General features: G+C 47.0%; 9 protein-coding genes. 7 read left to right on the forward strand and 2 right to left on the reverse strand.

Annotated features, from left to right (window positions below; translation table 11 throughout):
- Positions 1-147 precede the first annotated feature (147 nt).
- Complete coding sequence (poxB, locus tag GUA98_RS06235) at positions 148-1,875, forward strand: ubiquinone-dependent pyruvate dehydrogenase (RefSeq protein WP_193722408.1); 1,728 nt, start codon at positions 148-150, stop codon at positions 1,873-1,875.
- Positions 1,876-2,170: 295 nt separating this feature from the next.
- A complete protein-coding gene (locus tag GUA98_RS06240) occupies positions 2,171-2,926 on the forward strand; it encodes an SDR family NAD(P)-dependent oxidoreductase (RefSeq protein ID WP_095287051.1) in 756 nt (251 codons plus the stop codon).
- Between the two features lie 133 nt (positions 2,927-3,059).
- Here GUA98_RS06240 and GUA98_RS06245 read toward each other — a convergent pair whose 3' ends face one another.
- Together GUA98_RS06245 and GUA98_RS06250 are read right to left on the reverse strand one after the other, a co-directional pair.
- Positions 3,060-3,419, reverse strand: coding sequence for a ribosomal protein L7/L12 (locus tag GUA98_RS06245; protein ID WP_193722409.1), 360 nt, complete (start codon positions 3,417-3,419; stop codon positions 3,060-3,062).
- A 41-nt stretch (positions 3,420-3,460) separates the two neighbouring features.
- Positions 3,461-4,651, reverse strand: a complete 1,191-nt coding sequence (locus tag GUA98_RS06250) for a cytochrome P450 family protein (RefSeq protein ID WP_193722410.1) — start codon at positions 4,649-4,651, stop codon at positions 3,461-3,463.
- Positions 4,652-4,940: 289 nt separating this feature from the next.
- Between GUA98_RS06250 and GUA98_RS06255 the strand changes: the two genes are divergently transcribed.
- The 5 genes from GUA98_RS06255 to GUA98_RS06275 all read left to right on the forward strand — a co-directional run bounded on the left by GUA98_RS06255 (position 4,941) and on the right by GUA98_RS06275 (position 14,506).
- Positions 4,941-5,918 (forward strand): aldo/keto reductase, encoded by a 978-nt coding sequence (locus GUA98_RS06255; protein WP_193722411.1) that lies wholly within the window; start codon positions 4,941-4,943, stop codon positions 5,916-5,918.
- Positions 5,919-6,219: 301 nt separating this feature from the next.
- A complete protein-coding gene (locus GUA98_RS06260) occupies positions 6,220-7,320 on the forward strand; it encodes an ATP-binding protein (protein WP_193722412.1) in 1,101 nt (366 codons plus the stop codon).
- The gene (locus GUA98_RS06265) at positions 7,308-9,722 is read left to right on the forward strand and encodes a DUF5682 family protein (RefSeq protein WP_193722413.1); all 2,415 of its coding nucleotides are present in this window, start codon (positions 7,308-7,310) and stop codon (positions 9,720-9,722) included. Before GUA98_RS06260 ends, GUA98_RS06265 begins: the two co-directional genes overlap by 13 nt.
- On the forward strand, positions 9,707-10,897 hold the full coding sequence (locus tag GUA98_RS06270; protein WP_193722414.1) for a VWA domain-containing protein: 1,191 nt from the start codon (positions 9,707-9,709) through the stop codon (positions 10,895-10,897). Before GUA98_RS06265 ends, GUA98_RS06270 begins: the two co-directional genes overlap by 16 nt.
- Positions 10,898-10,945: 48 nt before the next feature.
- Positions 10,946-14,506: a DUF4132 domain-containing protein gene (locus GUA98_RS06275; protein WP_193722415.1), complete on the forward strand. Its 3,561-nt coding sequence runs from the start codon at positions 10,946-10,948 to the stop codon at positions 14,504-14,506.
- The last annotated feature ends 90 nt before the right edge of the window (positions 14,507-14,596 follow it).

The following is a 14,596-nucleotide window of genomic DNA, read 5'->3' on the forward strand; positions in this document are numbered from 1 at the left end:
AGACGGAATGGCCTAGGGGTGTTTTGATTTAATATATCCAAAACTACATATGATTTTGATTCGGGTTTCGAAAGATTGGGGTATTAGAATAGGTATATTAACCGGGTGGAAACATAACTCAAAATAAGCGATTAAAGGAGATCAGCTATGAAAAAAACAATCGCAGATGTACTGGTTGAAGCATTATTAAATGCAGGAATTAAACGAATATATGGCATCGTGGGTGATTCTCTGAATGCCGTACTGGATTCCATCCGGCGGTCGGGTAAAATCGAGTGGATTCATGTTCGTCATGAAGAGGTCGCTGCATTTGCCGCTGGGGCTGATTCGCAGGTCAGTGGAAGTATCGCTGTCTGTGCTGGCAGCAGCGGGCCAGGCAACATGCATTTGATTAACGGCTTGTACGATTGTCACCGAAACCGTGTGCCGGTACTTGCTCTTGCTGCTCATATTCCTAGTGATGAGATCGGAAGCGACTATTTTCAATCGACTCATCCGGAATATCTCTTCCAGGAATGCAGTCATTACTGCGAGGTCATTACGACAGCTAAACAAATGCCTCGATCGGTCACGATGGCGTTGCAAACTGCGGTCTCGCGTTCAGGCGTATCCGTCATTGTTCTTCCAGGAGACGTGGCAGGTCTTGAGGCAGCGAGTCTGCCCGTTCCCGAGCACGTTTACCATGTGACACAGCCTGTGGTTCACCCTTCTGAGCAGGAATTGCGGAAATTGGCTGATTACCTGAATCAGGACAAAAAAATCACATTGCTCTGTGGTGCGGGATGTGCTGGTGCGCGGGAATCTCTCATGCAGCTGTGTGATCGTCTGAAATCCCCAATGGTTATTGCACTGCGTGGTAAGGAGTATCTGGAGTATGACAATCCCTATTCCGTCGGCTTGACTGGCTTGATCGGGTACTCATCCGGTTATCATGCCATGATGGACTGTGATGTCTTGTTAATGCTTGGAACAGATTTTCCTTATCGTCAATTCTATCCGGAGGATGCAATTGTGCTTCAGGTTGATATACAGTCAGCCCATCTTGGTCGGCGTACGAAGCTGGACTATGGGTTGTGTGGAGACGTCAAATCGACCATTGAGGCTTTGATGCCGTTACTGACGCACGAGCATCATGACAAACATCTGCGCAAAAGTGTGGACCATTATCTGAAGGTACGTAAGGAGCTGGATGAACTTGCTGTCGGTAAACCTGGAAAGAAACCGATTCATCCGCAGTATCTAACCAAAGTAATCAGCGATGCTGCAGGGGAGAATGCCATTTTCACCTGTGATGTAGGTACTCCTACGGTATGGGCCGCACGCTACCTGGAGATGAGCACTAACCGAAGATTACTGGGTTCATTCAATCACGGTACCATGGCAAATGCACTTCCACAGGCGATAGGTGCACAGGTAGCGAATCCGGGAAGACAAGTGATCTCGCTGTCCGGAGATGGCGGGCTTGCGATGTTAATGGGAGACCTGCTAACACTCAAACAGCATAATCTTCCGGTCAAAGTGGTCGTGTTCAACAACGGTGCGCTGAGCTTTGTGGAGCTGGAGATGAAGGCGGCAGGATTCCTTGAATCTGGCACGGAACTGGTAAATCCCAACTTCGCCATGGTGGCACAAGCGATGGGCATTGAAGGTATTCGTGTGGAGGACCCCGCAGAACTGGAGGGAGCGGTGGAGCGTGCCCTCCAACATGATGGACCTGTTCTGATTGATGCGGTCGTGAATCGTCAGGAGCTGTCCTTACCTCCTAAGATTAATATCAAACAGGCAGAAGGGTTCACGTTGTGGATGATGAAGGCGGTGCTCAACGGGCGTGGCGATGAATTGATCGAGCTTGCCAAAACCAACTTGCTCAGATAATGTGCGTGTAATGCGCAATCTACTTGCTCTGTCGTACATCTCACATGAATGGAGAGGGTGAATTTACCAAATGGTGAATTCTCTCCTTCCCGAGATGGCAAGGTTGTGATCCAAATCATGGTATGTACTCATATGATATGGTTTGTTTTTACTTCCTAAGTCCATTAAAATAGATAAAGTCAGGCAGGAATTTATGTCAGATTTAACCTACATATGTCGCAAATTGTTGAATTACATTTTATCGCAATGAGCCGATCCGATGACAAGATGACTAACACAACTGGAGGAGATCAGAATGAGTCACACAGGTAAAGTAGCCATTATTACCGGAGCAGGAAGTGGATTGGGTCAAGCAGCTGCACTGAAGCTGGCAGAGAAGGGCGCATCCATTGTGGTTGTTGATCTCGTCGAGGAGACTGGTTTAGCAACAGTGAAACAAATTGAGAAGCTCGGTGCCAAAGCCATTTTTGTACAGGCAGATGTTAGCAAGGCGAGTGAAGTTGAGAATTATGTCAAAAAAACAGTTGAAGAGTTCGGACGAATCGATATGTTCTTCAACAATGCAGGGATCGCAGGGCCTGGTATTAAGCTCATCGAACACACCATTGAGCAGTTCGACCAAATTATTGATATTAACCTGAGAAGCGTATTTTATGGGCTGAAATATGTCATCACCGAAATGCTGAAAACGGGTGGCGGTGCCATTCTGAACACAGCGTCAACAGCAGGTATTGTCGGTGTTCCCGCAGTTGCTCCTTACGCGGCTACCAAGCACGGCGTAGTTGGTTTGACTCGTACAGCCGCTATCGAGTACGGCAAAGACAATATTCGTGTCAATGCGATTGCACCAGGAACAATCGAGACGCCAATGGTGATTCAGTTCGGCAAGGACAACCCGGAAGTATTCAAAGCCACCGTGGACAGCATTCCGTCTGGACGCCTTGGTAAGCCGGAAGAGATCGCAAATCTCGTGGCCTTCCTACTGGGCGATGAAGCTCCTTATATCAATGGTGCTGTGTATCCGATTGACGGCGCAGTGACTGCTCAATAATAGTAATTAAAGAAAAAGAGGCCCTGTATGTGTACAGGGCCTCTTTCTTTTTTCTGTGCTCTCCAATTTTATATTTGTCATCACGTTGCTCATGTTGCGTTAGCAGCATCGGTTTGGAGAGTTAACAAGCAGATCAGGAAGAAGTACGTTCTAACGAATCTACATAATCTTTGGCATCTTTAAGAGAAAGGTTTCTGGCTTCGCGAAGCTTTTTGATGGCCTTAATCTTATTGCCTTGTTGAATCATTAGAATCAACTCCTGATCCAGCTCTGACAACTCCGTGGGACGTTCGGACGAAGATGACAGGGTAGATGATGAAACAGGATAATTCAATGAGGAAGGTGGCGTTCGTTGCGTTATGCCAGCACCATTCTCAATACGTTCCACATCCCGTTTAAGTTCATTCAGTTGGCTTTGCAGACTGATTACTCTGGTGAGTAGTAACACAATTAAAAGTAATAAGACGATTAAAAAAATGGTGTTGATTTCCATGATGTAGAATGCCTCTCTTTCATTACGTGTGAATCATTTCATCATTTGAGTTGAACCGGGAGTTCCTTCAGTCCTCGCACAATCATGCCGGGTCTCCACTCCAGTTCGGTAACATCCGTCTGAAGCTGTATTTCAGGATAACGGGCTAGCAATGTACTGATGGCGATTTCGCCTTCCAGACGTGCCAGAGGCGCTCCAAGACAGAGATGAATGCCTTTACCAAAAGCGAGATGCTGGCTCTTCTCCCTTGTTATATCGAAAATATCAGCATCCTTGAATTTCTCAGTATCCCGATTGGCAGAATCAAGCGCCACAATCACAAGCTCACCTTTGGCAATGTTCTGTCCACGGAATTCAACATCCTCCAGCGCCCAGCGTGACGTACTGAATTCAACAGGACCATTGTACCGCAGCATCTCTTCAACTGCATTATGGATAATCTCCGGCTTCTGAATCAGCAGATCTCGCTGCTCAGGGTGTTCAAGAAGGGCCAATACACCATTGCCAATCAAATTAACCGTGGTCTCGTGGCCAGCAATAATAAGCAGGGAGACAACACCGAGTAATTCATTTTCAGTGAGTTGTTGTCCGGATTCCTCCGCAATCACAAGCTGGCTTATCAGGTCTTTACCTGGATTCTTGCGTACTTTGGCAAACCAGTCGGTCAGGTACTCGGTAAACTCCTTCGCATGCTGCTCAAACATCTCCGCGTGATCCGAACTTGATGCATCAATGATCGAATTGGACCATACGCGGAACTTGTCCTGATCCTCAACTGGTACACCCAGAATCTCGCTTATGACAATAATCGGAAGTGGAAAGGCATACTCATCAATCAAATTCATTTTATCTCTGGAGCCTATTTTGTTCAGCAGATCATCGGCGATGTCCTGGATGTGGCTTCTCATATCCGCAACCAGTTTGGGCGTGAACGCTTTCTGTACAAGTCCTCTCAGGCGGCGATGATCCGGCGGATCGGAGAATAGCATATTATTCACAAAAACCGTTTGATTTTCAGGTCCATATCGTTTGGCTACATCCTTACTGAAGCGTTGATCCTTGAGTACTTCGACCGCATCCTCATACCGGGTTATAATCCATCCGAACTCACCATGAGGAAACATGACCTTGAAAACAGGGTCTGTCTCTCTCAACTTTTCGTACACGGGGTAGGGGTTTTGAGTGAATTCCTTGGTAAAGAATGTCGTTTGTGACGTTTCATTCGTATTCAATTCAATTCTCTCCTCTCATCCAAGAGCTCAAATATGAAGTCCTTTGCTAAAAGGATCATATGTATGCTTCTTCGGCTTGATACCTAAAGCCTGCACCTCTACATATTCAATATGAAGAGCGTAGAAACCTTGTTTTCATAGAAATCGGTTTTCCTGTGGATGAGCATAGAAGAAGACAAATCCCATGGAGAGTAAGATTTTATTGGAAGGAGAAGGAAAGTACAGACTGAAGAGAGAAGCAGTAGTGAATCAATACGAGTGAAAATTACAAAATAAGGAGCAATCTATCATGAATCAAACACGGCTTCCTCTGAATCGTCACCAGATTCCCGCGAGTCCGCTTGTATTAGGCTGTATGCGATTTGGAGGCGAGTGGGACGGACTTCCGATCACCGATGATCTTGTACTTGAAGGTCACCAGGCCGTCGAGGCAGCTCTTGAGATCGGCATTAATCATTATGACCTGGCTGATATCTATACCCGTGGAAAAGCAGAGCATGTATTTGGACGAATCCTGTCCGAGAGAAAAGGATTGCGAGATCAAATCATCATTCAATCCAAATGCGGCATACGTCTTGCCCTGGAAGACGAGGGTCCGCAGCGCTACGATACATCTGGTGCGCATATTCAAGCCAGTGTTGACGGTATTTTATCTCGGCTTGGCGTGGAGTACCTGGACATTCTGTTACTTCATCGTCCTGACCCTCTCGCGCATCCTCAGGAGATTGGTGAAGCACTGGCGAAACTCCATCAATCCGGAAAAGTCAGACATTTTGGTGTATCCAACATGGGTTCGGAACAGATACGTCTGCTGCAGCTTAATAGTTCGGTGCCTCTTATCGTGAACCAGCTCGAGATGAGTTTGGACAAAATCGGATTTGTGGAAGCGGGTGTTACCGTGAACCGTCCACAAGCCAAGGAGCAAGTCTTCCCTTATGGTACGATGGAGTATTGTCAGGCCGAGAATATCCAGCTGCAGGCTTGGGGCCCACTTGCGCAAGGGAGATTTACCGGCAGGGTAGTCGAAGGTCAGAGACCCGAGATTGAACATACCGTCCAGGTCGTGAATAAAATTGCCAAGGAACGGGGCGTAACGGCTGAATCCATTGTACTCGCCTGGTTAATGAAACATCCAGCAGGCATTCAACCTGTGATTGGTTCAATTCGGCCGGAACGTATTCGAGCCTGCCGTGATGCTACCCGGATTGAACTAACGCGACACGAATGGTATGAGCTATATTCAGCGTCCTGTGGAAGAAGAATGTAAGCAGGAGACATATGGATTGCACATTAGCGGAAACATTTTTTTCTTAAGCGAGAGTGAAACACAGGCCGGCGGTCTGTGTTTTTTATGTGTCTCTTTATTGATAGATTCAATACGGGTATTAGTCGTCTAATGAATACATAAATGTGCTATATTCCATGTCCATAGACTTAGTTCAGAGTTCTGATAAGAGGGACGTTTCAACCATTTTTCCCGGTTTCTAGGGTGGTTGAGAAACCACTGTGATAAAATAAGAGGAATAAGAACATACGATCTGTTTTGTGGAAGGAGATTAAGGATAACGATGGAAATACTTAAGCCGCCGGCTGAGACATTATATGAGACTGAATTACGCGCACTTCGGGAGGAAGACAAGGGAAAACGGCCCCCCAACTGGCTATTATCTCCCGCATATGTGCGAGATTTCATTATTGGCAGGGACAAACCCGCCATGTTGGATGGGGAAGCCATACCGATTACTCGTAAATTTTATGGGAATGACGTCTTAATTGAACGTGCGGTGGTAACGCTCGCGGGCAATCGTGGCTTAATGCTGGTCGGAGAACCGGGAACTGCGAAGACGATGCTCAGTGAGCTGCTGACAGCTGCGATCTCGGGAACCAGTCTGAACACCATTCAAGGTACGGCAGGCACAACGGAGGACATGATCAAGTATTCTTGGAATTATGCGATGCTGCTTGATAAAGGTCCTTCGGAAGCAGCTCTTGTTCCAGCCCCGTTATACAGCGGCATGATGAAAGGCATTATCACCCGTTTCGAAGAGATTACACGTTGTCCGGCTGAAGCACAGGATAGTCTGATCAGTATTCTAAGCGACAAAGTCATGAGCATTCCTGAGCTGGATGGTGGCGTGCTGTTTGCCAAGCCGGGGTTTAACGTGATTGCTACAGCGAATATTCGTGATAAGGGTGTTAACGAGATGAGTGGTGCGCTGAAACGTCGTTTCAACTTCGAAACGATCAAGCCGATCAGCAGTGTGAAGATGGAAGCGAAAATTATTGAATCCCAGGCACGAAGCCTTTTATTACATAGCGATATTGATATCGAAATTAATCCGGATGTAGTGGAGCTTCTTGCGACCACATTCATGGAGCTGCGTACAGGCATGAGCCGCGAAGGTTACAAGCTGGACACACCACAAGCTTCCATGAGTACTGCAGAAGCCGTTTCCGTATACGTTCAGAGTGCAATGACTTCGTATTATTACGAGGATAAGGGAATTGCATTGGATCGCCTGGTTCAGAACATGCTTGGAACCATTGCCAAGGAAAATGACAAGGATCTGTCCGTTCTGAAAGCCTACTTCTCCAAGGTTGTGAAGGAGCGGTCCAAAGAAGAGGGAATTTGGAAGGACTATTATGAGGAGAAAAAATGGATCGGGTAGCGCCACTAGTGGAGCCGGATGTTACCGAGTTACAATCCCTCTTTGAGTCTCAGGTGTATAACCTGAACAATGGTACGGTTTATTTTCCGATAAGGCATCATAGTCCGGTTTGTTCTTATCATTTGTTACAACTGATCGAGGCATATCAGCCGGACATTATTCTGATCGAAGGACCCGAGAGCGGGAATCCATATCTCTCCGTGTTGGCTGATGAAGCAACGATCCCTCCGGTCAGCTTGTATTATACCTATGAGAGCGAGGATGACCGTGCAGCGTGTTACTATCCGATGCTGCGTTATTCCCCAGAATATGTAGCGTTACGTGAAGCTTCAAGGCTTAACATTCCTGCACAGTTCATTGATCTCGATTACTATCATTTCGCTAATAAAGAGAAAACGGAACAGCATGAAATATCTGTTCAGGATGAGACGCTGTTGGCCAGTTCGGACTTCATCAACCGTCTGTGTCAAAAAATGAACTGCCGCAGCTTCGACGAGCTATGGGAGAAATTGTTTGAGATCGGCGGCCTAGAGAAATCCACACAGGAATTTGTGCAGGATGTGTTCACCTATTGTACGTTATCTCGTATGTGTTACACAGCAGATCGGCTACACCGTTCCGGTGATCTTGTCAGGGAAGAACACATGCGAAACTGCATCCGTGAGGCTTCCTCGAAGTACGATCGTCTGCTCGTTATAACAGGTGGATTCCATACGTACGGGCTACTGGGCTTGGAAACAGACTCTGCTTCGCAGAAGTTCTCAGACAAGCCTGTGAAGAAGAATATAAGCTCTGCAACCAGGAATTCGGTACATCAGCAGATGTATCCCATGGCGTACACCTTTGCAGAAGCGGACCGTCTGAATGGTTACGCGAGTGGAATGCCATATGTGAATTACTACGACATGATCTGGAGCGAACTGCTCCGCAAGAAAAGTACCGCATACAACGTAACGGCAGTAAATCTGCTGTCCAAGCTTACACGTGCACTCCGTAAGGGGCATGAGCACGTATCGACCAGTGACGCGATTGAGGCATACAGCATGGTTCAGGGGCTTGCAGCACTTCGGGATAAAAGAGAAGGTGGAGTCTATGAGCTGATGGACGCTGCGACATCTTCCTTTGTCAAAGGCGAGCTTACACTGGCTACAGAAAAACCGCTGCAAGAGCTCCAGCTTCTTCTGACCGGAGATACCATAGGAAGTGTGGCCCACAATTCATTCAACATTCCGATTGTTGAAGATTTCAAAGGCCGCTGTGCGATAGCGAAGCTGCAGATTCGTACGACCGGTCAGCATAAGAAGGTCCTTGATCTATATGCCAAACCAGGGCATCGGCAGCTTAGTCAACTGTTCCAATGCATTACCTATCTGGTTCCCGAATTCGCGAAACGCCAATCCGGACCAGACTGGATTGCCCAGCGAGATATGAATCTGGTCAGGGAAACCTGGATCTATACCTACTCATCAAGGATTGAAGCCAGATTAATCGAAAATTCACTTTATGGGGGTACCATTCAGGAAGCAGCAACCCGAAAAATGGCGGAACAGATGCAGGATATTCCGGATCATCATAGCGGTGAGCTTGCTAGATCCATGCTCCAGGCTCTGCTTATGGGTTTACAGGATACGGCTGCTCAATTGTATGATCAAGTCCGTTCAGCACTGAGGAAAGATGGAAATTTCCTATCTCTATGCGGCAGTCTTCACATTCTGGACCGAATTCATCAGCACCGAAGATTACTTGGATTATCGGATGACAGCCATCTTCCCGAGCTGGTTGCCGAAGCCTACAATAACGCAGTGGACAAACTACTGCAGCTCGCGAGAACCAATCCTGATGAGCATCAGCCTGTTATTCAGGGGCTGAAGCTGCTTGCGATGCTGGCGGAATCTTCCGAAGAACGCTACCGCGATGAAACCTTCAGAGCTCATCTGAATGAACTGCTGGCAGATCACAACCTTCCGGCACAACTCGAAGGTGTATGCCTGGCCATTTCCTCGGGACTCGGTGATCGGGCAAGGGAAGAGATCGTTGATCGTGCTCGGGGATACATTCGCGGTACACCGGATCAAATGCGGCAGACAGCATTGTATTTACAGGGCGTGTTTTCCGTGGCACGAGATGCATTTTTATATGAAGATCAGCTGCTATCCGAGCTGAATTACATGATAGAGCAGCTGGATCATGATGATTTTATGTTAATGATCCCGGAACTACGGCTAGCATTCACTTACTTTACACCTATGGAGACAACACTGATTGCGGATCGGGTTGCGAAGCTGCATCATGTTCAATCCGAAGAGATGGCGATACCGGGGATCGACGAACACACACTGATTCAGGTGAAATCCTGGGATGAAGCCATCCGGAAGGAGTTTGAGACATGGAAGCTGATCTGAACAGAGGGGCGAGAACTCCTGATCCATTGAAGTCCCTTCCTGATTCCAATCAGGCTGAAACGCTGAACCGATGGCGATTGATCCTGGGTGATTCAGCTGAAGAAGGCTTATCGAATACGGATGCATACGACGCTGAGCATTTCAAGTATACCGAAATCGATGAAATTCTGGGTTACCTTTACAATCGGGAATACGGCGAAGAACAAGGATACCGGAAAGAAGGAGGACGCGGCTCCTCTAATCTTACGGTTCCCAACTGGTTGCATAAGGTTCGGGAATTATTCCCCAAGCCAACCGTGGAGCTGCTGGAGAAACAGGCACTGGATCGTTATGGCCTTACAGAGCTGTTAACCGACAAAAAACTGCTGGAGTCTCTCGAACCCAACATGAACCTGCTGAAAAACATCATGCAATTCAAAGGACGAATGAAAGGGGACGTCCTGCGGAGTGCGAAGGAGATCGTGCGGACTGTAGTTGAGGACCTTCAGCGTAAACTGGAGTCCCAGACCAGAGCCAGCATCATGGGAAAACGCAGCCGTTACACACCAAGTTCCATAAAGTCCCTGCGTAATCTTAATTTCAAACGAACCATTACCAAGAACCTGAAAAATGTGGATCGAGTAAACCGCAGATTGGTGATTGATCGTCTTTATTTCGACGGTAATATCCAGCCGCATAACAAATGGAACGTCATTATTGCTGTTGACGAGAGCGGCAGCATGATGGACTCGGTCATTTACAGCTCAGTCATGGCTAGTATCTTCTATCGTTTGAATGCGCTGCGCACCCACTTGTTTATTTTTGATACCCAGGTTGTCGATCTGAGTGACAGGTTGGATGATCCGGTTGATATTCTTATGAGTGTACAGCTGGGTGGAGGAACTCATATTACCAAGGCCCTGCGTTATGGCGAGACGTTGATAGATAATCCTGGCAAAACGATCTACATCCTAGTAAGTGATCTGGAAGAGGGATATCCGATCCAACAAATGTATAAAGCGTGTAAGGATATTATGGATGCCGGTTGCAAACTGCTTGTGCTCACGGCACTCGATTTTAATGGGGATACCGTCTATAACAAACATGCCGCACAAACCTTAACCAATATGGGAGCACATGTCGCCGCAATTACCCCTAACGAGCTTGCAGAATGGATCGGTGAGATTATCACGTAATCAGTTAATAACCAGGTTTTTCACCCAAAAATTAAGGAGGAATGTGTAATGCTTACTACAGATCGCGCTGTTGAGGCGTTAGTTGAGAAGTTTGCTGAGATGTGCTCGAAGGATTACTCCCTAAAAACAGATCGGAGTCAGGAAATCATTGATTATGTGCTGGGAAACACGGACAAGTTTCCTGAAATGATCGGGAATTCCAGCCATTATGTCTACTATACAATTGATGCGCTCATGAAACTTGCCAAGAAAGATGATGGAGATATATTTTTCCGGGCAGGGGCTATCGTCATTCACCTGGAATCTCACTACTCCAGACGCAATTCGTGGGCTACGGATGGCTTCACCATTTGTCTCGGCAATGACTCTGAAGCCTACGGCTTGAGTGGAAAGAGCAAAAGCCCGGATCGGATCGGTGGTCTTCTGTCCCGATTGGAGAAAATACGTCAGTTTGCCGGAGAAAAGGAAATTGTAGATGAGCTCAAAAGCAGGCTAAGCCGTGTGCAGGTATTTGTTGAGTCCAAAAAAGGCAACGGATATGGCAACCATGAGCGAGAAATAATCGACGCCTTGCTTCTCCTGAAACTGTATTCCAAACTAAACGGTGTTCCCTCACAGGCAGCACAGTTGCAATTACTAAGCAACCACCTGCCTGAGTTACTTCAACTGGTCGTTGCTGATGATGCAGCGCAGCTGCGCCCGACGTTACATAAGCTTATGGAGCCACTGGTTGTGTGCTCCATGCAGAGCCGATCTAATCGGTCTGTGCATGATCTGAAACCGGAATTTCTTCAGCAAAAACGAAATCGCCTAATGGAAGAGCTGTACCCGGACACTGTATTGAATAAAAAAGATCAATTGTCTCAGAATGTGTTCCATCAGACCATGATCTTGATAAGCAGCTCGTTATTATATCTGATCAATGTCCATGGGGGAAAGGACCGTTTCCTCGAAAACAAAGGCGAAACGGGTCAAGCTCTATTGGAGGCAATTACTCAGCTGCATGAAATCTATCCGTTTGAGACGCGCATGTATCTGATGAGCATGGATTCCAGAGCCAAAAATGCCGACGTGCTGCTTGCTGGTCTGCTTCCTCTGGATGAACCATACCAATTGATCGAGCTGATGAATAACGAATTGAATATGTTTACGATATCATGGCAGTCGATCCAGTCGGCCATCATGAGTGATCCGGAACAATCCGTACGTGCTTATCATATTCTCAAAACCCCATACCTCAAGCTGGTTATCCAAAAGATAATGGAAGATCACAGTAGAGAAATTCCTGATGCGGACGGTACCATTGAACAAGCCGTCTCTGCAGTACTCCGGGAGCCATTGGAAGGTGGTCGCAGTGGTCTTGCCATCGCACGGTATCTCGAAGGTCAGACATCATTTGAAGAATACTGGAAAGACTCAAACAGCCGTAGTCTGTTTAACAATCTCAATCGTGACAAAAAACGTATTCAGAGTCTGATGGCCATCAGCTTCCTGCCAGTGGACTCAGAGGCAATGCGCCGGTTTGTCATTTTGGCTACCTATCCGGAGTGGACGCTGGATATCGTCTCAGATATGTATCGTTCCTACGCTTTCAGCGGAGAGAAGCTGCTGCAGTGTTATGGGCAAGATCCAGAGGTACAGCAGGGTAAGCTGTTGACCAGTTTGATCTCGCTGAACGGCATGACCGATTACAGATACAAAGCAATGCCTCAGGATGAGTACCGCCGGATTATTCAGCAAAATCTGGACTATGCTCTGGGACAGTATAAAAAGCTCCCAACGGACACACGTATTTTAATTTTGGAGATTACCTTCGAGCAGCGAAGTGAACTCAAGACGGAGAAACTTGCCGAGGCGATTCGCGCGGGACTGCAGGATTCATCCAAAAAAGCCAACAGTCTCGCATTATCCGAATTCAATCGTGTACCTGATCCGGAACTCTTTACAACCATCTATCGTTCAGAAAAAAAAGCAAGCGTGAAAGAAATGGCGCTTAGCGCAATTCGCAGCCTGGACCATAATAAAGAGCTTTATCGTGAGCTTCTGGAGGGTGAGAAGTCGGCGGAATGGAAGAACTTGATTCAAATTCTGCTGGATACCGCAGATCAAAGCCCGGAATATGCCCATGCTGCACTTGCTGATCAGGCGGATGCCAAAAAGCTGGCTAGATTGGGTTGGTTATCCCTGAAGGACTTGCCTTCTCTTATTCGTTCGGAAGACAATCAACCTTTGGATGATCGAATCAAGCAATATATTTTGGTCCAATCGGTAGATCATACATCTGCACCTAACGAAAGGCTGAATGAACTGCGGGAGTATGTAGATGAAGAATCGTTATCTCGATTCGCAACTGAGCTGCTCCAGTTATGGATTCAGGACGGTGCTCCTGCGAAGGAAAAATGGGTGATGTATATCTCTGCGCTCTTTGGCAGTGTGCAAATCGTTCACATCCTAACGCCTCAGATTAAGGAATGGACCGAAAACAGTCGTGGAGCTATTGCGGCAGATGCGGTGAAGGTACTAGCTTACCTGAAAGATCCATCTGCTCTCATGGCCATTGATAAAATTAAACGCAGCGTCAAGAATCGTCAGGTGAAAGGCGCGGCAGAAGAAGCACTGCAGCTTGCGGCCGACAACTTGGGACTTACACCGGAACAATTGGAAGATCGGCTTGTAACTACGCTTGGTTTTGACGAGTCAGGAACGTTGAGGCTGAGTTACGGTGAGCGTTCATTCCTCATTAAAGTGAATGGAGATTTGCAGGTCGTCGTTCTGAACGAAGAAACAGGTAAAACAGTGAAAAGCTTGCCTGCACCAGCGCAGAAGGATGACGCAGAGCTCGCTGCACAATCCAAAGCACGTTTTACCCAGCTGAAGAAAGATCTCAAAACAATGGTGGGCATTCAAGCACAGCGCCTGGAGGAATCATTGTCCAAGCAGCGTTTGTGGTCTTCTGAAGAGTGGAAGGCACTCTTTGTTGAAAATGTAATCATGCAAAAATTCGCTGTAGGTCTGATCTGGGGCACCTATGAAGATGGTCAGCTGAATAGCACCTTCCGCTATATGGAAGATGGCACCTTTAATACGGTGGATGAAGATGAATATGAACTCCCTCTGAATACACTGGTAGGACTTGTACATCCGCTTGAACTTGAAGCATCCACCCTGGACGGCTGGAAAACACAGCTCGAAGACTACGAAGTGAAGCAGCCTTTCGAGCAGCTTAACCGAGAAATTCACCTGCCTGAGGAAGAAGACAGCAAGCTTGAGGAGTACTCCCGACTTCCGGAATCGGAATTTTCACCGACGGCTTTCCCGAAAGCACTGGAGAAATTCGGTTGGATCAAAGGGCCGGCAATGGACGGCGGCTGGTATCATGAATTTTACAAGGAGTACGATGAATACGTAGCGGAACTGCGTTTTAGCGGTACCAGTATCACGTATTATGAGGGGATGGACGATATTACGCTTGAATCTCTCCAATTCTTCAGACCGGAGAACAAAAAAAATTATTACTACAGCAATAACAAAAGCATTGCTCTGGGTCAGATTCCGGGACGCGTCTTCAGTGAAACGCTCTACGATATCCTAAGAGCAACGGGGCGTTGATTACGTGGGTGAATTCGAACATAAATTCAGGACATTTTCCAAATTGTGCACGGAAGACTACCTCATCAGGCATGCAAATAAGGGATTGTA

Origin of the sequence: Paenibacillus sp. P13VS, assembly GCF_015143645.1 — a bacterium.
Taxonomy (GTDB): Bacteria; Bacillota; Bacilli; order Paenibacillales; family Paenibacillaceae; genus Paenibacillus; species Paenibacillus xylanilyticus_A.